This is a genomic window from Streptomyces sp. NPDC059909, assembly GCF_042730885.1.
Lineage (GTDB): Bacteria > Actinomycetota > Actinomycetes > Streptomycetales > Streptomycetaceae > Streptomyces.
In genome coordinates, this window is record NZ_JBHWKX010000021.1 from 26,736 (window position 1) to 48,562 (window position 21,827).

At 71.3% G+C, this 21,827-nt stretch carries 18 protein-coding genes; 15 read left to right on the top strand and 3 right to left on the bottom strand.

The window, feature by feature from the left end:
- The first annotated feature begins 158 nt into the window (after positions 1 to 158).
- From ACFV9O_RS16625 to ACFV9O_RS16640, 4 genes are all read left to right on the top strand, one after another.
- Complete coding sequence (locus ACFV9O_RS16625) at positions 159 to 1,760, top strand: polymorphic toxin-type HINT domain-containing protein (RefSeq protein WP_385418008.1); 1,602 nt, start codon at positions 159 to 161, stop codon at positions 1,758 to 1,760.
- Complete coding sequence (locus ACFV9O_RS16630) at positions 1,760 to 2,131, top strand: hypothetical protein (RefSeq protein WP_385418011.1); 372 nt, start codon at positions 1,760 to 1,762, stop codon at positions 2,129 to 2,131. Before ACFV9O_RS16625 ends, ACFV9O_RS16630 begins: the two co-directional genes overlap by 1 nt.
- 122 nt (positions 2,132 to 2,253) lie before the next feature.
- Positions 2,254 to 3,408 (top strand): hypothetical protein, encoded by a 1,155-nt coding sequence (locus tag ACFV9O_RS16635; RefSeq protein ID WP_385418014.1) that lies wholly within the window; start codon positions 2,254 to 2,256, stop codon positions 3,406 to 3,408.
- Between the two features lie 80 nt (positions 3,409 to 3,488).
- Positions 3,489 to 4,304 (top strand): hypothetical protein, encoded by an 816-nt coding sequence (locus tag ACFV9O_RS16640; RefSeq protein ID WP_385418016.1) that lies wholly within the window; start codon positions 3,489 to 3,491, stop codon positions 4,302 to 4,304.
- Between the two features lie 22 nt (positions 4,305 to 4,326).
- Here ACFV9O_RS16640 and ACFV9O_RS16645 read toward each other — a convergent pair whose 3' ends face one another.
- A complete protein-coding gene (locus ACFV9O_RS16645; RefSeq protein WP_385418018.1) occupies positions 4,327 to 4,680 on the bottom strand; it encodes a DUF192 domain-containing protein in 354 nt (117 codons plus the stop codon).
- A gap of 105 nt (positions 4,681 to 4,785) precedes the next feature.
- Between ACFV9O_RS16645 and ACFV9O_RS16650 the strand changes: the two genes are divergently transcribed.
- The 3 genes from ACFV9O_RS16650 to ACFV9O_RS16660 all read left to right on the top strand — a co-directional run bounded on the left by ACFV9O_RS16650 (position 4,786) and on the right by ACFV9O_RS16660 (position 7,787).
- Positions 4,786 to 5,685 carry a prepilin peptidase gene (locus ACFV9O_RS16650; RefSeq protein ID WP_385418020.1) on the top strand — a complete coding sequence of 300 codons (900 nt, stop codon included), beginning with the start codon at positions 4,786 to 4,788 and terminating at the stop codon, positions 5,683 to 5,685.
- Positions 5,686 to 5,766: 81 nt separating this feature from the next.
- Positions 5,767 to 6,162 (top strand): cupin domain-containing protein, encoded by a 396-nt coding sequence (locus tag ACFV9O_RS16655; protein WP_385418194.1) that lies wholly within the window; start codon positions 5,767 to 5,769, stop codon positions 6,160 to 6,162.
- 11 nt (positions 6,163 to 6,173) lie between these two features.
- Positions 6,174 to 7,787, top strand: coding sequence for a DUF2079 domain-containing protein (locus tag ACFV9O_RS16660; protein WP_385418022.1), 1,614 nt, complete (start codon positions 6,174 to 6,176; stop codon positions 7,785 to 7,787).
- A 25-nt stretch (positions 7,788 to 7,812) separates the two neighbouring features.
- Here ACFV9O_RS16660 and ACFV9O_RS16665 read toward each other — a convergent pair whose 3' ends face one another.
- Positions 7,813 to 9,000 (bottom strand): winged helix DNA-binding domain-containing protein, encoded by a 1,188-nt coding sequence (locus ACFV9O_RS16665; RefSeq protein WP_385418024.1) that lies wholly within the window; start codon positions 8,998 to 9,000, stop codon positions 7,813 to 7,815.
- A 117-nt stretch (positions 9,001 to 9,117) separates the two neighbouring features.
- On the opposite strand from ACFV9O_RS16665, the gene ACFV9O_RS16670 reads away from it, so the two are divergent.
- Positions 9,118 to 9,477 carry a winged helix-turn-helix transcriptional regulator gene (locus tag ACFV9O_RS16670; protein ID WP_385418026.1) on the top strand — a complete coding sequence of 120 codons (360 nt, stop codon included), beginning with the start codon at positions 9,118 to 9,120 and terminating at the stop codon, positions 9,475 to 9,477.
- A gap of 301 nt (positions 9,478 to 9,778) precedes the next feature.
- Here the strand turns inward: ACFV9O_RS16670 and mgrA are convergent, their stop codons facing one another.
- Entirely contained in the window at positions 9,779 to 10,816 is a 1,038-nt protein-coding gene (gene mgrA / locus ACFV9O_RS16675; RefSeq protein WP_385418028.1) for an L-glyceraldehyde 3-phosphate reductase, read from the bottom strand.
- A 172-nt stretch (positions 10,817 to 10,988) separates the two neighbouring features.
- Between mgrA and ACFV9O_RS16680 the strand changes: the two genes are divergently transcribed.
- The 7 genes from ACFV9O_RS16680 (at position 10,989) to ACFV9O_RS16710 (ending at position 21,817) form a co-directional block, all read left to right on the top strand.
- Positions 10,989 to 11,750, top strand: a complete 762-nt coding sequence (locus ACFV9O_RS16680) for an isoprenyl transferase (RefSeq protein WP_385418029.1) — start codon at positions 10,989 to 10,991, stop codon at positions 11,748 to 11,750.
- Positions 11,751 to 12,384: 634 nt separating this feature from the next.
- Positions 12,385 to 13,707: a PhoH family protein gene (locus ACFV9O_RS16685; protein WP_385418032.1), complete on the top strand. Its 1,323-nt coding sequence runs from the start codon at positions 12,385 to 12,387 to the stop codon at positions 13,705 to 13,707.
- Positions 13,708 to 14,129: 422 nt separating this feature from the next.
- Positions 14,130 to 14,819: a transglycosylase SLT domain-containing protein gene (locus ACFV9O_RS16690; RefSeq protein WP_385418034.1), complete on the top strand. Its 690-nt coding sequence runs from the start codon at positions 14,130 to 14,132 to the stop codon at positions 14,817 to 14,819.
- A 126-nt stretch (positions 14,820 to 14,945) separates the two neighbouring features.
- Positions 14,946 to 16,319, top strand: coding sequence for an AI-2E family transporter (locus tag ACFV9O_RS16695; RefSeq protein ID WP_385418036.1), 1,374 nt, complete (start codon positions 14,946 to 14,948; stop codon positions 16,317 to 16,319).
- Positions 16,316 to 17,050, top strand: a complete 735-nt coding sequence (locus tag ACFV9O_RS16700) for a hypothetical protein (RefSeq protein WP_385418039.1) — start codon at positions 16,316 to 16,318, stop codon at positions 17,048 to 17,050. The genes ACFV9O_RS16695 and ACFV9O_RS16700 overlap by 4 nt, the downstream gene beginning before the upstream one ends.
- A 99-nt stretch (positions 17,051 to 17,149) precedes the next feature.
- Positions 17,150 to 20,518 (top strand): PQQ-binding-like beta-propeller repeat protein, encoded by a 3,369-nt coding sequence (locus ACFV9O_RS16705; protein ID WP_385418041.1) that lies wholly within the window; start codon positions 17,150 to 17,152, stop codon positions 20,516 to 20,518.
- A 15-nt stretch (positions 20,519 to 20,533) separates the two neighbouring features.
- Entirely contained in the window at positions 20,534 to 21,817 is a 1,284-nt protein-coding gene (locus ACFV9O_RS16710; protein ID WP_385418044.1) for a hypothetical protein, read from the top strand.
- Positions 21,818 to 21,827 lie beyond the last annotated feature (10 nt).

A 21,827-nucleotide genomic window follows, 5' to 3' on the forward strand; every position in this document is an offset into this window, starting at 1 on the left:
TACGAGCGCGGGGCTCCGTTGACGTGGGCCCTCGGCCCCAATCTCAGGCCCAACCGCGCGGGCCCCACCAACTGCCGTGACCCACCGGCGAATCTGGGGCCGGTAGTGGGCCCTGGGGCCCATGACGGGTGCCGCGTCGGCCGGTTAGCTTCGCATGCATGTCTGTTCTGGGGGATGTGTGCAGCGTGGTCCGGCGGCTGAGCGGTCGTGTCCCGCGCACGGAGGTTCGGCTGCTGGGTCTTCGGCGGCATCGTGACCGTGGTCAGGGTGCGTTGGAGTACCTGGGTCTGGCTCTGGTCGTGGTGGCGATCGTCGGTGCGTTGGTGGCGACGGGGATCGGTGCGGAGCTGACGCAGAAGATCGCGGCGCAGGTGTCGTGCATCGGTGGTGGTGAGTGCGGTGGTGGGGGCGAGTCCGAGGCGGACGGCGCCGGTGGCACGCAGGGGAATCCCGCGTCCGACACCGGCGGTGGTAGCGGTGAGGCCCCCAAGTCGCAGGAGCAGCTGGACTATGAGAAGGCGCTGAAGGAGCTCCAGGACGCGCAGGCGGACGAGAAGTCCGATGCGGACAAGGCGAAGGAGGCGGCGAAGGAGCTCGCGAAGATCCTGGCCGAGGAGCTCGGTATCAAGGATGCCTTCGACTGCATCACCAAGGGCGACATGGGCGCCTGCACGGAAACCCTGATCAACATCCTCACCAGCTTGATCGGTGGTGCGGTGGGGAAGCTGGCGGCGAAGTACGGGGCGCCGTGGAAGTGGAAGAAGGCCGCCGAGCTGATCCAGAAGCTCAAGAAGCACGGCGGGGATCTCTACGACGGCATCAAGGGCCTGATCAAGAACCGCAAGAAGGTCGCGGACGCCCAGAAGAAACTCGACGACGCCAAGAAGAAGTGGGATCCGGAGAAGCAGAAGAAGCCGGACGAGAAGAAGCCCGACGACAAGCCGACGACGTGCCCGGTCAAGCACAGCTTCCTGCCCGGTACGCCGGTACTGCTGGCCGACGGACGTCGCGTTCCCATCGAGAAGGTCCAGGTCGGTCAGAAGGTCCTCGCGACCGACCCGTACACCGGGCGGACCGAGGCACGGCCCGTCGAGCAGGCGATCACCACCCATGACGACAAGCACTTCACCCGGCTGTCCGTCCGGACCGCCGGCGGACCGGCGGTGCTCACGGTCACCGACACCCACCCCTTCTGGCTGACCGACCAGGGCCGCTGGGTGGACGCCGGCGACATCCGGCGGGGCGCCACGCTCCGGAGCGAGAACGGTGCCTCGCTCCCGGTCCTCGGGGTCTCCCGGTTCACCCAGCGGCAGACCACGCACGACCTCACCGTCCGCGACATCCACACGTACTATGTCGTCGCCGCGGCGAGCGGGATCCTGGTCCACAACAACGACGGCGCGACGAAGCCGACGGCCGAGCACCGAAAGCTGCAGAACATCATCAACACCCTCTACAAGGGAGTGGGCAGCCCGGATCAGATCGGTGACGGAAGCGCGATGGCGGCCGCCGACTACGAGGCGAAGGGCGGCCCCAAGGTCGAGGGCAGGGACCATGTGCAGAAGGCGAAGGAGATGAGGGACTCGCTCAAGAACTTCCTCACCGACACGGAGTGGAAGCCGAGGAAGGGCGGGCGGAAGGAACCACTGATCCGGACGCCTGAGGACGAGCGACTGGCCAGGACACTCATCAAGGCCCTCGACGACGCCATCGAGGGCAAGTACAAGGGCTACAAGAACTACCCCGGACTGGACTGCTGATGACGACCCCCGATGTGTCTCCGGACGTGCGACTGGTGCAGGACCTCGTCGCCGCGATCCCCGGCTTCGAGGACAGCTACGACGCCCACGTGTTCAACGAGCACGGCGTTCTGCCCCACGTGTTCTTCATCGATGTCGTGGAGGAGACCGTCCTGGCGTTCCTCGGTGAGGAGTCCGAGGTGCCGGACTGGCGCCGGACTCTCGACTTCCTGGAGGAGCAGAGCGCTCGCGGGGTGCCGGAGGTCGACGCGGTCATCGTGACGTCCTTCCTGAACGACCTGCCCTACCCCGGTCAGCCCGGGAACGACATCGTCCGGCATCTCGGCCCGGTCATGGCGGCCAAGTTCGCGAAGATCCGGCCCTCGGGCTGACCGTCGCGCCGTGCTTGCACGGAGGCCGTCGGAAAGTGCCGCCGGGTTCCTCGGTCCTGTGCCCCGGCTACTGCCGGAGGCGACCGAGGGTCCCGGCCGGCCCGACCGACATAATCGACCGCATGCCCCATCAGCCCCAAGCCCCCCACCTGCGCAGACTCCCGGGACTCCCTGCAGCCGCCCCCGCACTCCTCGGCTACGCGGCCGTACGGCTGACCGGCATGGTGATCCTCGCCGTGGGCGCGGCCGTGGCCGGGGTGGACGGGCTGCATCGGCTCAAGGGGCGCTGGGATGCGGTCTGGTATGTCCGGATCGCGGAGAACGGGTACGGGTACGAAGTCCGGCTCCCCGACGGCAGTGTGCACTCCGACCTCGCCTTCTTCCCGCTCCTTCCAGCGCTGGAGCGCGGTGTCTCGGAGGTCCTGCCGGGTGTGGACGCCGCGACCGCCGGGCTGGTCGTCGCCTGGGTCGCGGCGTTCGCCGCCGCATGGGGGATCCACGCCGTCGGGTCGCATGTGGCAGGTCAGCGGGCCGGGGTGCTGCTGGCCGTGCTGTGGGGGGTGTACCCGACCGCGTTCGTGCAGTCGATGGCGTACACGGAGACGCTGTTCACCGCACTCGCCGCCTGGTCGCTGTACGCGCTGCTGACCGACCGCTGGATCGCGGCCGGGGCACTGTGCGCCCTCGCCGGGCTGACCCGGCCGTCGGCCGCGGCGCTCGTCGCCGCCGTCGGGATCACCGCGATCGTGCGCCTGGTCCGGGAGGGCCGCGGGGCGCTGACATGGCGGATGGCCGCGGGGGTGGTGCTCGCGCCGCTGGGCTGGCTGGGGTACGTCGTCTTCGTGGCCGTACGCGAAGGCAGCCCGACCGCGTACTTCGAGGTCCAGGCGGCCTGGGGCAACCGCATTGACGGCGGCGTCGCCCTCGCCCGGTTCGTCGGCGAGCAGCTGACCGGGCCGACGCCCCTCGCCGGGATCGGGCTGATCGCCGCACTCGGACTGCTCGCCTGGGTGGTGTGGCTGTGCGTGCGGCAGCGGCAGCGGCAGCCGTTGCCCGTGCTCGTGTACGGGATCGGCATCGTCGTGATCTCGCTGATCGGGGCCGCGTACTTCGGCTCCAGGCCGCGTCTGATCATGCCGGCGTTCCCGCTGCTGCTGCCCGCCGCGGTGGCGCTGGCGCGACTGCGACAGCGGACGGTCGTGGCGGTCGTGGCGCTGCTCGCCGTCGCCTCGGGCGCGTACGGGGCCTTCACGCTGCTCGGGTCGGGGCCGCCGTAATGGGCCCGTGGGCCCATGTGCCGCCCGCTGCATCGTTGTTAGCGTGCTGCTCACACTCGGCGAAGCGAGATGGGAACGGGATGAGTACGGGGACCGCGGGTAGGGCACGGCGCATCGTGATGGTCGCGGCTGCTGTCGCGCTGACAGCCGGAGTGACCACCGGATGCGAGGGCGACGACAAGGCCGAGGGGGACGCGAAGAAGCCCGTCAAGGAGTCCGCGTCCGCGACACCTCCGGAGGCGACTCCGTCGAACGGCGTGCCGCCCGAGGCGTCCGACCCACCCGTGCCGCCGGACGCCGAGCGGCCGAGCACCGGCAAGACCCTCACCAAGGCGGAGCTGACGCAGGCGGCCCTGGTGACCGGCGACGTACCGAACTACGTGGTCACGCCGATGCAGGGCGGCGAGGAGACCGGCACGGAGAAGGCGGACAAGCCGGACTGCCGGCCGTTGGCGGCCGTCATCAACGGCGCCCCCGAACCCGCGGCGAGCGCTGCCGTGTACCGCACGATCGTGGACAAGAGGGAAGAGGGCAACGAGAAGCAGACGGTCGTCACCACGATCCTCACCTCCCACACGGGCGGTTCGGCGGATGCCGTCCTGAAGTCGGTCCGTACCGCCGTCGAGGCGTGCGCCGGAGGCTTCACCACGCACGGCGGTGACGGCGGCGCCTCGACCTACTCCGAGGTGAAGAAGCTTCCCACGCAGAAGGTGGGCGACGACGCGATCGCGTACCAGGTGACGGGTGCCGTGGACGGGGCCAAGGTGCCGCTGGTGTTCCACGTCGTACGCCGGGGGGCGACGGTCGCGACTTTCTACACCGCCAACTTCGTCGACGCGGAGACGCCCGAGATCCCGGCGGTTCTGGTCCAGAAGCAGTCCGCGAAGTTGCCGTAAGGGCAAGCGCCGGCCGGGCAGGTCAGTGCTCGATCGCGAGCTGTACGCCCGGTCGCAGGCCCCAGCCCTCCATCGCTCCCGCCTCCGCCTCCAGCACATGGCGGGAGCGCAGGCGCAGCATGCCCAGTCGCCCCGGCCTCATGGTCCGTACGTCGATGACGTGCAACTGCTTGTCCAGGTAGGCCACATCGATGGCGAAGCGCATCCTGAAGGTGTGCACGCTGTTGCACGGGGTCAGCATGATCGCGCCGTCGATGCCGTCCCGGCCGAGCAGACCGCGGGTGCGTGCCCGGTACGAGGCGGCTATCAGCAGATCCACCGGATGGTCGTGGCCAGGGATGTTCAACGTGCCCTTGCCGTCTTGCCAGATGCCCATGGGGGTAGACCGTAGCGGCAGTCGTCCGGCTATGGGCCCAGGATCAACGGAGAGTGGGTCCCAGGGCCCATGACCGGGGCCCGGGGCGGTTCTAGGGTCGAACGCGTGGAGAACGGGTACGTCGTCGCGCTGATCGTCATCGCCGCCGCCTGGGGGGCCGGGGCAGGGGCGCTCGTGCCGCGCGCCGCGTACCGGCTGTCCGTCGAGCCCGGGGAGGGGTGGCGGGACGCGTGCCCGGCGGGGCATCCGATCACCGGGCCCGCGCGGGGCTGGCTGGGTCCGGCGCGGTGCGCGAGCTGCGCTGTGGCGGCTCCGGTCCCGACGCCCGTACCTGCTCAGGCGCCCGCGCCCGTGGCGCCCGCCGCCGGCCCGTCGCGGGGCGCGTCGGAAGACAGTGCGCCGGAGGAAGCCGCGCCGAACGACAATGCCTCGGAGGACGCCGCCCCGGAGCACGAGCCCGTTCCGTACCGGCCCTCCCTCCTCGTCCCGGTCCTCACCGCGCTCGTCTGCGCCGCGCTCGCGGCCGCCGCCGGGGCGCGGCCCGAGGCCGCCGTATGGGTGCTGCTCACGCCCGTCGCCGTCCTGCTCGCGCTCATCGACCGCAATGTCCACCGGCTGCCGGACCACCTGACCCTGCCGCTCGCCGGCGCGGCCGCCGTGCTGCTCGGGGGCGCGGCACTGGTTCCCGGCGCCGCCGGGTCGTGGCCGACGGCGCTGCTCGGCGGACTGGCGCTCGGCGCCGGGTACTTCGTGCTCTTTCTGATCAACCCCAACGGCATGGGCTTCGGCGATGTGAAGCTCGCGCTCTCGCTCGGGGTCGCGCTCGGCTGGTACGGCTGGGGAGTCCTGTTCGTGGGGGCCTTCGCGGGCTTTCTGCTGGGGGCGGCGTACGGGCTCGGGCTGGTCGTGCTGCGCAAGGCCGGGCGCAAGTCGGCGATCCCGTTCGGGCCGTTCATGATTTCGGGAGCGCTGATCGGGCTGCTGCTGGGGGCGCTCGCGGCGTAGGCGCCTCGTACGCGCGCACGCACGTACAAGACACGGCAACCCCGCCGCGTGCATCCTCGATCCATGGACACCAAGCGATCCATGGACACCGAGCCGGTCAATCTCAGTGAGGCTCTGGCCTCCTTCGACGATGTCTACAGCCCGCGCATCGTGGCCCGCATGAACGACTACGACGTGCGCATCGCGCACACCGCAGGGGAGCACGTCTGGCACGTCCATGAGGACACCGACGAGTTCTTCCTCGTCCTCGACGGCCGCTTCGACATCGCGCTGCGCGACGCCGACGCCGGCACGGAGAAGACGGTCCGGCTCCACAAGGGCGACACCTTCGTAGTACCGAAGGGCACGGAGCACAAGCCGTCGTCGCCCGGCGGTTCGATCCTGATGTTCGAGCCGTCCGGGACCAGGACGACGGGCGACCGCCACGAGGGGGAGATCCCCGGTCATGTGGACAGCACGACTGGGCACGCCCTCTAGCATTCGGGCGTATGCGGACATTCTTTGACAGAGCGACGGTGCCCGGTACGCATACGCACACGGTCCCGACCCCCGTCGCACGGCCGCCCGCCGGCCGTCCCGCCGCCCCCCTCCTCCCGTGGGGATGGGCGGCGGGCCTGTTCCTCCTCTACGCGACGGTCGCCGTGCGCCGCCATCTGCTCCTCCGCACCACCGGGTACGACCTCGGCATCTTCGAGCAGGCCGTACGCGCCTACGCACACCTCAGAGCTCCCGTCGTCCCGTTGCGCGGCGACGGCTTCAATCTCCTCGGCGACCACTTCCACCCCCTCATCGCGGTCCTCGCCCCGCTCTACCGGCTCTGGCCGTCCCCGCTGTGTCTCCTCGTCGCCCAGTCCGCGCTGCTCGCCGTCGCCGTCGTACCGCTTGCCAGCTGGGCCGCCCGGGCGCTCGGGCGCCGCGCCGCGCATGTCGTCGCGTTCGGGTACGGGGCCAGCTGGGGGGTCGCGTCGGCCGCGGCCTTCGACTTCCACGAGGTGGCCCTGGCCGTACCGCTGCTCGCGTACGCACTCGAAGCGCTCGGGCGGCAGCGGTGGGGGCGTGCGGTGGCCTGGGCCGCGCCGCTGCTGCTGGTGAAGGAGGACCTGGGGCTGACGCTGGCGGCGGTCGGGGTGTACACCGCGTGGAAGGGCGGATGGCGGGACGGATGGCAGGGGGCAGTCAAGGCCGGCTGGAGGGGCCGGTGGAAGGGGCGATCGAGGGACGGCGCCGGGAAACGGGCGCGCAGGCTCGGCGTCGCGACCGCCGCCGCAGGTGTGCTCGGCAGCGCGATCGAGATCAAGCTGCTGCTCCCGGCGTTCAACCCCGGCGGCGGGTACGCGCACGGCGGCAACCTCGCCGAGGGCCACGGCTCGCTCCTCGCCACGCTCGCCTTCGCCCCGCTGGATGCGCTGAGGCCCGACGTCAAGGCCATGACGCTCGTCCTCGTCTTCGCCCCGGGCGCGCTCGTCGCCCTGCGCTCGCCGCTCTCGCTGCTCGCCGTACCGACGCTGTCCTGGCGGATGCTCTCGGCGAACGGCTTCCACTGGGGGACCGCCTTCCACTACAGCGCCGTCCTGATGCCGGTCGTCTTCGCCGGCCTCATCGACGCCCTCACCCGCTACCGGGCCTGCGACCACCCCCTCGCGGCGCGCCACGTCCGCGCCTCGCTCGTGACGGTCATCGCCGTGACGGTGGTGATGCTCCCCTCCTTTCCCCTCGCCCAGCTGGCCCAGCGCGCCACTTGGCGCACGACCGCGCACGTCGAGGCCGCGCGCTCGCTGCTCCAGCGCATCCCGGACGGCGCGACGGTCGCCGCGACCAACCGGCTGGTCCCGCAGCTCACTTCGCGCTGCGAGGTCGTGATCTTCCCGACCTGGCCGGTCGAGGGGCAGTTGTACGAGTACGACAGGAGGCGGCTGCCCCGGCCGACGGCGGAGTGGATCATCCACGACCGGCGGGCGCCCGAGGCCTGGCCGTACAAGACCGGGCACTGGCCCTACCCGGCCGAGCAGCAGCTGGCGGAGCTGGACGCGGCGAAGCGCTCGTACGGCTACGAGCTCGTCGCCGAGCGCGACGGCATCACCCTGCTGCGGCGCGGGGGGTAGGGGGCTGCGGGGCGCCTCGCGTGCGTCACGCGTGCCCGCCCACCGTCACCGCCCCCACCGTCAGCTCCGCCACCCCCTCCAGGACCTCGCCCACTCGCTCCGCCTGCTCCTCCAGGTCCCGGCGGCGCGCCGTGGTCAGGAGGCGGGGGTCGACCGGCTCGACGGTGACGGTGATCCGGCGGCCCGAGCGGCGCTGGTGCCAGACGCCGGCGACGGTGCCGTCGACGAGCAGGACGGGGAAGTTTCCGGCCTGACCGCCCGCGAGGGCGCGCTCGTAGGCGCGTCCCGGGAAGAGCAGCTCTCGAGGCTGGGAGGCGACCGTGAAGGCGTCGAAGTAGGGGAGGAGCCGCACACCGCGCGCCGGGGCGTCGGGGAAGTCCGTGTCGCCCGCCGCGATCCATGCCGGCTCGCCCTCGAAGAGCACCTCCTCGACGGTTCCGTCCGCCGCCAGTGAGACGAAGAGACCGGCCGCCCAGTCGCGCGGCGCCGCGAGCCACCTGGCGAAGTGCTGAGGGGTGGCGGGGCCGTACGCGCGCAGATAGCGGCGTACGAGTTCGGCGTGCGCGGCGGGCCCCGCCATCGGGGTGAGGCCGGGCAGCAGGCGGCGCGGACTGATGTACGTGACCTTGCGGCCGCGGTTGGGGCCGAAGCACAGCAGCCCGCCGTGGGCGGCCAGGTGCGTCACCTGCCGCCACCGCGGCCACTTGTCCTGGAACGCCTCCATGACCCGCTCCCCGGCCCAGGGTCCGGTCCGCTCCACGATCGCGTCGGTCAGCTCGTCGACCGTCAAGGCCGCGGCCACGTCCGCCTCCGTGTGCGCGAGCGCGTCGCCGATCGCCGCGAGGACCGCCTCGGTCTGCTCCTCCGTCATCCGGACCTCCGGCGGCAACGGATTCGACCCGGCCGGAATCGCGGAGAGCGCGCCCGTCCACAGCGGCAGATCGGCGGCGGCCAGCAGATGCACGGTGCCCCGCGGCCCGTACGTCTTCACCAGCGTGCCGTGCGTCCACAGCGCCCCGCGCACGTCCGCCCGGGTCGCGCCCTCGACGCGCAGAGCGACGGACAGCTCGGCGGCGGACAGCACCTGGGCGTGCGCGCCGAGCATGGCGCCGGCGATCGCGGACACCGGATCGGTCGCAGGGGTGGCGAGACCCTGCCGGGCGATGCGGCGGGCGTTGGCCTCGCTCCAGGTCACGCGGCGCGTCGTCGTCATGGAGCGACCATACGAGGCATATAGGTCACATTCTGTCCGCCATGATGTGGAGTACTGTCGAACAGGTAAGTGTCACGGCGTCACAAGTGCCATGGTGAACCGAGGAGTTGGTCGACGGTGGCGAAGGGCAAGATCTCCTACACCTGCGGTCTCGACGCGGCGGTCGACGTCGTCGGCGGCAAGTGGAAGCCGATGATCCTCTGGGCCCTGCACGACGGGACCCACCGCTTCGGCGAGCTGAAGCGGCACGTGCCGGGGGTGAGCGAGAAGATGCTGATCCAGCAGCTCCGCGAGCTGGAGGCGGACGGGATCGTGCACCGCGAGGTGTACCGGGAGGTGCCGCCGCGGGTCGAGTACTCGCTGACCGAGCTCGGCCAGGCGCTGAACACCGCGCTGCTGCCACTGGGCCAGTGGGGTGAGGACTTCATGGACCGGATTCTGGCCAACAAGGCACGCGCCGCGGAGCGGGCCGCCTGACCCGCCCGAGGGTGGCCGGATCGCCTCCGGCCCGTCTCCCGCCGGCCCGGCCTGCGGCGTCAACCGTGTGACCAGCGCCACGGGTCCCCCGTCGGGAGTAGTGGCACACCCGGCTGCGTGCCACCCCGCCTACGCCGGACACCGTATGTCCGGCGGGTTTCCGCCTTCGCACCGCAGTCCGGCGCTTTCGGAGAGTAGTTGTGGCATGGCGTGGCACGCAGCATCACTTACGAAGGGTTATGGTGGAAACCCCCCCTCGGGCCGGTCCGTATCCCCCCCACGGACCGGCCCGTTTTCTGTCTCAGCTCCGGCCGGCCCAGATGTTCGTCCCCGCGGTGTCCACCGCGAGGGTGTCGATCTCCTTCAACTCCTCGTCGGAGAGCGGCGGCCCGGCGAGCGCCGCGACGTTCTCCTCCAGCTGCTCCACCCGGCTCGCGCCGATCAGCGCGGACGTCATGCGCTCGTCGCGCAGCACCCACTTCAGCGCGAGCTGGGCCAGCGACTGGCCCCGGCGCTGCGCGATCTCGTTCAGCCCCTGCAGCCGGCGGAGCACCTCGTCCGAGAGCAGATCCGGGTCGAGGGACTTGCCCTGCGTCGCCCGCGAGCCCTCCGGGATGCCGGTCAGATACTTGTTGGTCAGCAGGCCCTGGGCGAGCGGCACGAAGGAGATGCAGCCCATACCGGCCGTCTCCAGCGTGTCGAGCAGACCGTCGTCCTCGGTCCAGCGGTTGATCATCGAGTACGAGGGCTGGTGGATGAGCGCCGGGACGCCCATCTCCTTCAGCAGCCGCGCGGCCTCCTCCGTCTGCTCCGCGGTGTACGAGGACACGCCGACGTACAGCGCCTTGCCCTGCTGGACGGCGGACGCCAGGGCGCCCATCGTCTCCTCCAGCGGGGTGTGCGGGTCGAAGCGGTGCGAGTAGAAGATGTCGACGTAGTCGAGACCCATCCGCTTCAGGGACGCGTCGAGCGACGACAGCAGGTACTTGCGGGAGCCCCACTCGCCGTACGGGCCGGGGTGCATGAGATAGCCGGCTTTGGTGGAAATGATAAGTTCGTCCCGGTACGGGGCGAAGTCCTGGGCGAAGATCTTGCCGAAGTTCAGCTCGGCGGAGCCGGGCGGCGGTCCGTAGTTGTTCGCCAGGTCGAAGTGGGTCACCCCCAGGTCGAAGGCGCGGCGCAGGATCGCATGCTGCGAGTCGAGCGTGCGGTCGTCGCCGAAGTTGTGCCAGAGACCGAGGGAGATCGCGGGGAGCTTCAGCCCGCTGCGGCCGGTGCGGCGGTACTCCATGGAGTCGTAGCGGCTCTCGGCGGCGCGGTAGTAGGGGGAATCGTTCACGCTTCTCTGCTTATCACGGACTTGTGACAGACCGGGTTGGGTGGCCGTGGCCGGTGCGCAGTAATGTGACGACCTCGGGGGGCAGCCAACGGCACGCGAGGGGTGCCGCTGCGCGGCGGGCCGGACCCCACAAGGGTCGTGCCGGCCCGGACGAACCGAGAGGGTGGACTACGTGAACCTGCGCGACCTGGTGTACGGGCTCTACGCGCGCCGTGTGGAAGGCCGCCTCGACCACGCCCAGGTGCCCAAGCACATCGGCGTCATCCTGGACGGCAACCGGCGCTGGGCGAAGGCGTCCGGAGGCACGACGGAGCAGGGGCACAAGGCCGGAGCCAGCAAGATCCAGGAGCTCCTGGGCTGGTGCGCCGAGACCGACGTCGAGGTCGTCACGCTCTGGCTGCTGTCCACGGACAACCTGGACCGGCCCGAGGACGAGCTCGTACCCCTCCTCGGGATCATCGAGAACGCGGTCCGCGACCTGGCGGCGGACGGCCGCTGGCGGGTCCACCACGTCGGGACGCTGGATCTGCTGCCGGCACGCACGCAGGCCGTGCTCAAGGAGGCGGAGCAGGCGACGGTCGGGAACGACGGGATACTCGTGAACGTCGCCGTCGGCTACGGCGGCCGCCAGGAGATCGCGGACGCGGTGCGGTCGCTGCTCACGGAGCACGCGTCGAAGGGGACGACCTTCGAGGAGCTCGCGGAGATCGTCGACACGGACCTGATCGCCTCGCACCTCTACACGCGGGGGCAGCCCGACCCCGACCTGGTGATCCGCACGAGTGGTGAGCAGCGGCTCTCGGGCTTCATGCTCTGGCAGAGCGCCCACTCGGAGTACTACTTCTGCGAAGTCTTCTGGCCGGCCTTCCGCAAGGTCGACTTCCTCCGCGCGCTCCGCGACTACGCGGCCCGCCACCGCCGCTACGGCACCTGACGGGGGCGGCGCCCCCGGCCCCCGGCCGCAGACAGCGGGCTCCACCGTGCCCCGTGCCGACGGGTGGGCGGTACCGGCGGACGGGCTGGGAAGCGCGCCCCGTTCCGAGGGGTGGGCCCGGTGTGTCCGTCCTCAAGAGCCGGACGGGCTGAGAAGCGCGCCCCGCGCCGGCGGTGGTCCAGGGTGTCCGTCCTCAAACGCCGGACGGGCCGGGAGACGTGCCCTCGAATGGCGGACGGGCCGGGGACGCGGGCGTCGCGCAGGGACGGTTTCGCGCCGGGCGGCGGGGCCTTGGGGGCGCCGGGGGCGGCAGGTGTGAAGCCGCGTCACCGAACCCGCGCGTTCATGGTCATCGCCTGTTCATCGACGCGTCGTCATATGCCATGGCATGGCTGTGCTTGTTCGAGGGAATACCCCTTCCAGGTCGACATCCGGACACTCGAGCCCGGATGGCGCTCTACAGCGAGTGGCACCGAGCCGCTCGCCCGGGAGGCCCTTTGCGCCAGGACGACCGTGCGGTCAGCACGGAAGGAACGGGGGGCCGGTGCCCGGCCCGTGCATCGTGGCCGGAGACCGGTCCCACTGCCCGCGACGTCGTCGCACCCCGATCTCAGCCGAGGGGGTACGTCCTTCCGTGGTGAACAGCACTAAGCGCCGCATGCCCGACAGGCGCACCTATGTTCTCGACACCAGCGTCCTGCTGGCCGACCCGAACGCTCTGTCCCGCTTCGACGAGCACGAAGTCGTGCTCCCGATCGTCGTGGTCACGGAGCTGGAGGCCAAAAGGCACCATCCGGAGCTCGGTTACTTCGCCCGGCAGGCCCTGCGCCTCCTGGACGACTTCCGCGTCCGGTACGGCCGCCTGGACGCACCGATTCCGATGGGCGACCTCGGCGGAACGCTCCGCGTCGAGCTCAACCACTCGGACCCCGGCGTGCTCCCCGCCGGATACCGGCTGGGCGACAACGACTCGCGGATCCTCGCGGTGGCGCGCAACCTCCAGGCCGAGGGGTACGACGTCACGGTCGTCTCCAAGGACCTGCCGCTGCGCATCAAGGCCTCGTCCGTCGGCCTCCTCGCCGAGGAGTACCGGGCGGAGCTCGCCATCACGGATTCCGGTTGGACCGGAATGTCCGAACTGGCCCTCTCCGCCGAGCAGGTGGACATCCTCTATGAAGAGGAGACGCTGTACGTCCCCGAGGCGGTGGACCTCCCGGTCCACACCGGTCTCGTCCTGCAGTCCGAGCGCGGCAAGGCCCTGGGCCGTACAACCGCCGAGGGCAATGTCCGCCTCGTCCGCGGCGACCGTGAGGCGTTCGGCATCCGCGGCCGCAGCGCCGAGCAGCGCATCGCCCTCGATCTGCTGCTCGACCAGGACGTCGGCATCGTCTCGATGGGCGGCCGCGCCGGTACCGGCAAGTCCGCGCTGGCGCTCTGCGCGGGCCTGGAGGCGGTGCTGGAGCGCCGGCAGCACCAGAAGGTGATGGTCTTCCGGCCGCTGTACGCCGTCGGCGGGCAGGAGCTCGGCTATCTGCCGGGCACCGAGGCCGAGAAGATGAGCCCCTGGGCCCAGGCGGTCTTCGACACGCTCTCCGCGGTGGCCGGCCGTGAGGTCATCGAGGAGGTCCTGGGGCGCGGCATGCTCGAGGTGCTGCCGCTCACCCACATCCGGGGCCGGTCGCTGCACGACGCGTTCGTCATCGTCGACGAGGCCCAGTCACTGGAACGGAACGTTCTCCTGACCGTTCTGTCCCGTATTGGGGCCAATTCGCGGGTCGTTCTGACCCATGATGTGGCGCAGAGGGATAATTTGCGCGTCGGTCGCTACGACGGAGTCGTCGCCGTCGTCGAGAAGCTGAAGGGGCATCCGCTGTTCGCCCACGTCACGCTCACCCGCTCCGAGCGCTCGCAGATCGCCGCGCTGGTGACCGAAATGCTGGAGGACGGCCCGATCTGATCCGGTAGCGTCCGGCAATGTCCGGTAAAACCCAGTAACTCCGTAAGGGAGTTGCCGCCGCCCGGCGAAGCGAAGGAGCCTAGCCGGGCGGCGTCGTGCTGTGCGGCGCTTTCCGTAAAACCCCTGAGGCAAACGGGGTGTGAGCTTTCCCACGTGACGAAGAATTGCCTTGCGCCCTCGGGTTCCGGCAGAGTCTTGCTTCCGTCAGGCCCCGCATGCGGCACACACGCATCCTCAGGGATGTGGCACCACACAACTCAACAGACGCCGCCGTATGCCGCCCGAGCACCATGCGGCACTCCCGCAAGGGAGTTGTCCACCGGGCCCGTGCCTCCCGTGACCTAGCAAGTGGGAGTGCCAGTGCCAGGGGCACGATTGCGTCCGCGAGGTCACCTGTGCGGGCGATGCTGGAAGGAAACCGTGTGAGCCGGATCTCGGTCCGGGGATTCGCCGTGGCGTCCGCCACTGCGGTCACCACCGTCGGCGCCGTCGTGGGCGTCGCGTCGGGCACCCCGCAGTCGGGCAACGACTTCGAGGCGACCGCCGCCGACGCGACGCTTCTCGCAGACATCCCCGTGGGTGAGCAGGCCCAGGTTCAGGTCGCGTCCCTGACGCAGCAGGCCGATGCACAGGCCGCTGCCGCGGACGCGGCTGCGAAGAGGTCCGCCGAGGAGGCGGCCCGTCTCCAGGCCGCCAAGGACGCCAAGGCGAAGAAGGAAGCCGCCGAGGAGGCCGAGCGCGAGCGCCAGGCCGAGGAGGAGGCACGCGCCAGCCGCGACGCCGTTCGCGAGGCCTCGACCTTCGCGGCCCAGTCCTCGTACAGCGTCGCCGAGGTCCAGGCGATCGCCCGGCAGATGATTCCGGGCGACCAGTTCCAGTGCTTCAGCAACATCGTGGACCACGAGTCCAGCTGGAACTACCGCGCCAGCAACCCGTCTTCCGGTGCGTACGGTCTCGTCCAGGCGCTCCCGGGCTCCAAGATGGCGTCCGCCGGCGCCGACTGGCAGACCAACCCCGCCACCCAGATCAAGTGGGGCCTCAACTACATGAACGACCGCTACGGCAGCCCCTGCGGCGCCTGGTCGTTCTGGCAGGCCAACCACTGGTACTAGGCCCTCGGTAGCAGGCCCCCGCCCGGGCCTGCCCGGCGCTCAGCGTCGTGGAGCCCCTCGCCGTCCTACGGTGAGGGGCTTCGTGCGTGTACGGTCGGGCCAGGCCCGGGGGGAGAGGGAAGCGACATGTCGAGAATGCCGGAGTGGCTGGAGCGGCTGGGTGCCGGACTGGCCCGATGGGGAACGCGGTTGGAGGAGCGACAGGCCGAGGCGGCCCGTCACGGCAACGGGAACGGGAACGGTGAGGAGGAGCTGCCCGCGGGGCAGCCCGAAAGCGTCCCGCCGCCTCCCTCGTACGCCCCTTCCGTCCCCGCCACCCCTTCCTCACGCGCCATCGCGTCCAGGCCCGATCCCGCAACGGCGATCCCGTGGGGGATGCGCGTCGCCGCCGAGGCCGGCTGGCGCCTGCTCGTCCTCGCCGGGACCCTCTGGGTGCTGATGCGGGTCATCAGCGCCGTTCAGCTCGTCGTCCTCGCCTTCGTCGCCGCGCTGCTGATCACCGCCCTCCTCCAGCCCACCGTGCGCCGGCTCAGGAGGGTCGGACTGCCGCGCGGGATCGCCACCGCCGTCACCGCGGTCCTCGGCTTCGTCGGCATGGGCCTGGTCGGCTGGTTCGTGGTCTGGCAGGTGCTGGACAACCTGGACAACGTGGCCGACCGGGTCAAGGACGGTATCGAGGAGCTCAAGCGCTGGCTGCTCAACAGTCCGTTCCACGTCACCGAGCAGCAGATCAACGACATCGCCAAGAACCTCCAGGACACGATCGGCACCAACACCCAGGAGATCACCTCCGCCGGACTGGAGGGCGTGGGCGTGCTGGTCGAGATCCTCACCGGGATGCTGCTGGCGATGTTCTCGACCCTCTTCCTGCTCTACGACGGGAAGCGGATCTGGCAGTGGTCCCTGAAACTGGTGCCCGCTCAGGCGCGGCCCGGCGTCGCAGGGGCCGGCCCGCGGGCCTGGCGGACCCTGACCGCCTATGTGCGGGGCACGGTGATCGTGGCCCTCATCGACGCGATCTTCATCGGGCTCGGCATCTACTTCCTCGACGTCCCGCTGGCCGTGCCGCTCGCCGTCTTCATCTTCCTCTTCGCCTTCATCCCGCTGGTCGGCGCGGTCGTCTCGGGCGCGCTCGCGGTCGTCGTCGCGCTCGTCACCCAGGGCGTGTTCACCGCGCTGATGGTGCTGGTCGTCGTCCTCGCCGTCCAGCAGATCGAGGGCCATGTGCTGCAGCCCTTCATCCTCGGCCGCGCAGTGCGCGTCCATCCGCTCGCCGTCGTCCTCGCGGTCGCCGCGGGTGGCCTGACGGCGGGTATCGGCGGCGCGGTGGTGGCCGTTCCGCTGGTGGCGGTGACCAACACGGTGGTGGGCTACCTCCGCGCGTACGGCCAAGGGCCGATGCAACGCATCGGCCCCGCGCCGCACGGCGCGACGGTGATGGAGGTGGCGCCGACTCCGCCGCCGTCGGCGCCCATGCCGGGTGAGGAGGAGGAGCGGTGATCTCGGAGCCGGAGCTGGTGGGCGGGGCCGACTTCCCCGCGCCGGAAGCCCCCGCCTCCGTCGTCCTCGCCGGCGGCGGCGACGACGCACCGAAGCCCCCGCGCCCGCCCCGCCCCTGGCTCTGGGCCCTCGGCGGCGCGGTGCTCGCGTCCGCGGTGTGGGCGGGGGGCCTGTACGCGTACGAGCGCATCGGCCCCGACCTCGGGGGCTACCGCGTGAATCGTGACCTGTGCAAGGAAGCGGAGTTCAAAGCCCTGACGGCCGCGGTCGGCACGCGGACCGACGGCTTTTCGGCAGCGGACGATCACCGGTCGCTCAACCGCTCGACGTGCGTCGTCGACTTCCTGCCACCTGGGGGCCGGGAGTTCGAGGGTCTGCAGTACGCGGTGGAGGTCTCCTACCAGCTGCACAAGGAGACAGATCCGGAGCCGGAGTTCGACGCCGAGGCCCGCCCGAGCCCGGAATTCGGTGACGAGCGCAAGGCAAAGCGTATCGAAGGCATCGGCGAGCGCGCCTATCTGCTGATGCCCGACACCGGGGACGGGAATCTGGACCTGGTGGTGCTCGACGGCCGGGCCGTGCTCAAGATCAGCGTCTTCGTGCAGCTCAACTACGGACCCGAGGACGAACCCGTGGAGAAACCGCCGGCAGGGACCGACGTTCCCGCTCTCAAGGGCGCTGTCATCGAGGACATGAAGGCGCTGATCGCACGTCTCAAGAGGCCCGCATGACCCAACGGCCGCGAACGCGCGCTGAACACTTCCGGACGGCTCCGCAAAGTCGCTCACGACCGACCGGTAACCGAACAGCGGATAAATAGCGTCCGCTTCATGAAACACATACGCAGAGCAGCCGGGCTCGCCCTCGCGCTGCTGTTTCTCGTGCTGGGCATCGGCGCCCAGCCCGCGTTGGCGCATGTCTCGCGCGAGCATGCGGAACTCGTGGTCGCGCCCGGTGACGGCGTCACCAGCGGCCGCCTCATCGTGCACCACGATGTCGTGGCCCCCGAGCAGGCCGGTGCGTGGGCGGCCGGGCTGCTCTCGACCCCCTGCCCGGCCACCGGCTCGGGTGTGCCCGGTGACAACGGCGGCGTGCCCGGTGGCGTCGTCACCGAGCTGGCGTGGAGCTGCCACGTCGACGCGCTCGACCTGAGCCCGCTCATCGACAAGGGCGGACTGACCCAGGTCGTCGTCGAGTTCGACGGCACGGCGGTCGACGCCTCCGCCGCCACCCCGCTCGTCGACGTCCACGGCGCGCACGCCCTGCCGTCGTTCCCCTGGCTCACCGTCGCGCTCGTCACGGCCGCCGGTGTCGTGCTCCTGCTCGCCGCCCGGCGACTGCCCGCCGTCGTCCGCGGGCTGCGCCGCACCCGGCGGCGTTGGCGCCTCGCGACCGCCGGTGCCGTCGCGCTGTCCTTCCTGGCGCCGCAGGCGGCCTTCGCCGACGACAGCGCGGACCCGGCCGCCGCCGTCACCGTCGAGGGCACCGTCTTCAAGGACCGCAACGGTAACGGCGAGCGGGACAAGGGCGAGCAGCCCATGCCCGGCATCGACGTCACCGACGGGGCCGGATGGACGACGACCGGCGCGGACGGGTCGTACAGCCTGCGGATCGACCCGAAGCGGCGCGAGACCGACCTCGTCAGCATCGTCTCGCCCGACGGATACACGCCCGCCCTGCGCAAGGACTACATCCCGCGGTTCTTCCACAAGGTCCCCGAGACCGGCGGCACGGGCGTCGACTTCGCGCTCGTACCCGACCGCAACGCCTCGAACCCCACCGAGAAGTGGGTCATGAACTCCGACCCCGAGGTCGGCAACCGCACCGACGACGAGGCCCGTCGCGCCCTGCCCCAGTGGACCGGGCAGGTCCAGGCGATGAGCGAGGTCGACGGCGCGACGATGCAGATCGCGACCGGCGACCTCACCGTCACCGACTACGCGGCGGAGCCGCGCCGTCAGGGTGCGTACGACCTGTTCAGCAAGGGCCTGGAGGAGGGCCGGCTCGGCCACCCCTTCTACCCCGTGATGGGCAACCACGACTTCGGCGGCACGGCGAGCTCCCAGGGCTACGCCGGCAGCATGGAGTACTACCGCCGCAACCTGGCCCCCGAGTGGTACAGCTTCGACCGGGGCGGCCGCCACGTCGTCGTCCTCGAGGACAACTACGACGCGAGCGGGCTGAAGCCGCAGCTGGAGTGGCTGCGCCAGGACCTCGCCCGGCACGCGGTCGGCAAGCAGGTGTTCGTCTTCGCCCACCGCTCGCTGTTCACCCAGTGGGGCCCGGGCGCCGGCATGCAGCCGACGATCGACGAACTCGCCAAGTACGACGTGCGGATGGTCGCCGCCGGCCACAACCAGCAGGCCGAGTTCCGGCGCGGCGCCTTCAAGCGGTCCGTCGAGATCAACAACCAGGGCACGTACGGCATCGACGGCGCCCACCCCGACTACAAGGTGCTCGACTTCAGCGCCATCACGGACGATCCGAGCACGCCCCGCAACGAGGACACCGGCCATGTGACCGGCATCCACCGGCAGTTCGACATCGACGACGACGCCGCGCTGGTCAGCCCCGCGCAGGGCAGCGTGCACGGCGCCGGGGCCGGAGTCCCCGTCGAGGTGTACGCGGAGGACGACGGCCGTACGCCGGCCAAGGCGGCGCTGACCGTCCGCGACGGCCGCGGCCACCTGGTGAAGCGTGCGGACGTGCGCTTCGGCAAGGACGCGTCCCGCCCCGGCGTCGAGAACTGCTACACCTCGCCCGGCGGCACGCCCGAGCCCTGCCCCGCCGCACGCGGCGCCTGGACCCGGGCGAGCGGCACGCTGCACGGGCTGCGGCCCGGCACGTACACCGCGGAGTCGGTCGCGTACGACACCCGGGGCAAGCAGTTCCCGGTCGTCCGGAACACCTTCGAGGTCGTACGGGACTCCGAGCTCGCCAAGCCGAGGACCGGCCAGGACTGGCTGCGGCAGGGCGGCGACGAGGCCGGACGGTCCGCGAGCGGCGACGAACCGGGCGCGAAGCTCGACCTCGCATGGGCCCGCCACACCGGCGAGCAGTTCAACCTCAACGGCTCGGTCGTCGCGGACGGCAGGCTCATCGTCTCGTCCCGCGCCTTCGACTCGCCGTACAGCATGATGCGCGCCTACGACATCGCCTCCGGGCGTGAGCTGTGGCGCACGTACCTGGACGGCGACGCCGAGTCGGCGCCGACGCTCCACGGCAGCAAGGTCTATCTGACGACCGGCGTCGGCCGGATCTACGCGCTCGACGCGGCGACCGGCCGCATCGTCTGGCAGTCGATCGACCGCGAGGAGACCCACGGGGACACCGTGCGCCGCTACGGCCGCGCGGGCGGACCGGTCAGCGTCTTCGCCCTCGCGGGCGGCAGCGACCGCACGGTCGCCGTCTACCAGGACGCGTACACGGTCCGCTGCCGGGACGCCGTGACCGGCGGGATGCTGCCGGGCGGCTTCGGCGCCGCGTTCTCCTGGGGGCAGGCCCACAGCACGGTGATCCGCGAACCCGGCTCCAACACCGCCTACCTGCACTCCATGTCGAGCAACACCGTCATCGCCATGGACCTCGCGACCTGCACCCAGCTGTGGGTGAAGGACACCGCGGGCGACATCGACAGCCACTCCTCGCCCGTCCTGACCGACCCGGCCACGGGCGGCGAGGCGAAGCTGGTGACCTTCACGGCGTACGGCGTCCGCGGGCACGACCCGAAGACGGGCGCGGTGACCTGGGAGTCCAAGCTGGGCGGCGGCAGCACCTGCGAGCCGGGGCGCGCCCCGCTCACCAGCCCGGCCGTGTGGGGCGACACCGCCTATGTCGCGGGCCGGGACGGTGTCGTACGCGCCTACGACACAAGCGCGGCCGATCCGTCGAAGCCGGGGTGGGAGGCCAGGTCCGGCTATCTGGCGGGGGAGAGCCCGCTGGACGACAAGTGGCGTGTCGCCATGGGCTGTTCGGCCGGTGCCGGCTCGCCGGCCATGCACCCGCTGGTGACGAAGTCCCATGTGTACGTAGGGACGTGGGACGGCCGCCTGCTCGTCCTGGACCGGGCGAGCGGCACGCAGGTCGCCTCGTACAACCTCGGCGCGGGAGTGGCCTCGGCCCTCTCCGTGAGCGGTGACCGGCTCTTCGTCCTCACGGACGACGGCACGGTCCACGCGCTCGTCGCACGCCGGAAGTAGAGGGGAAGCACCACCGTGCGATCACTCCGCACCGGGGTGCTGCTCCTGCTGGCCGCCGTTCCCGCGCTGCTCCTGGGCAGCGCGGGGACGGCGCAGGCGCACCCCTTCGGAACCCCGCCCGTCGTGAAGATCGAGGCGGCGGGCACCGCCGTAGACGCGACCTGGTCCGCGCAGCGGGACGACGTCGCCGTCCTGGAGAAGGAGTCCGGCGGCGACGAGGCGGGCTATCTGCGCGCGCACATCGCCGTACGCCAGGACGGCCGTCCCTGCCGTGCCGACCGGGCGGACGGCATGAAGCTCCACTTCGTCTGCCCGCGGCCGGTGGACCGGATCGACCTGACCGTCACGGCGCTGACGGACGTCGATCCGGCGTACCGGACGCTGTCGGTGACGGGCACGGGCTCCGGCGGATTGCACACGGCGCAGGAGCCGACGCGGACGCTGACCCTGGCGCCGGCGGTCGCGGGGGACGCCGTGGCCGGACCGGCCGCGTCGGGCCGGGCGGCCTGGACCACCGACCTGACGTCACTGCTGGACCATGGCGTGTCCCTCCCGTTGGCGCTGCTCGTGGCCGCGGCCGTGGGTGCGCTCCACGCCTGCGCGCCGGGGCACGGAAAGTCGCTGGCCGCCGGGTACCTGGTGGGCGGCAGGGGCAGGCCGCGCGACGCGGTGTGGCTGGGCGGGATCGTCGCCGTGATGCACACGCTCTCGGTCGCCGCGCTGGCGGTCGGCTGGTGGCTGGCGGCGAACAGCACGCCGGACATCGCGGCCCTGACGGGGTGGCTCCAGCTGATCGCGGCGCTGGTGGTGGCCGGCGTGGGGGTGAGCCTGCTCCGGAGGCATCTGCGGCACCGGAAGCACCACCACCATCACGGGCACGGACATGGTCACGATCACGATCACGGGCATGGCCACGGGCACGGGCACGATCACGGGCACAGCCATCACATCCCGGACGCGCCCTCACTGCTCACCTGGCGCGGGCTCGTGCTCCTCGGCACGTCGGGCGGCCTGCTGCCCTCGCCGTCCGCCTTCCTCGTGCTGCTCACCGGGCTGCTGACCGGCAAGGTCGGCACCGCCCTGGCGATGGTCGCCGCCTTCGGCGCCGGCATGGCGCTGACGCTCACCGGCGTCGGTCTGATCGTGCTGCGCGGCCGGGACGCGCTGCTGGACCGCGTCTCCCGCTCCGCGGCGCTGCGCACATGGAGCCTGCGCGTTCCCGTGGTCGCGGCATCGGCGGTGGTGGCCGGGGGAACGGTGGCCTCGGCAGTCGCCGCCGGCCGTCTCCTCGCGCCGTGACGTGACACGG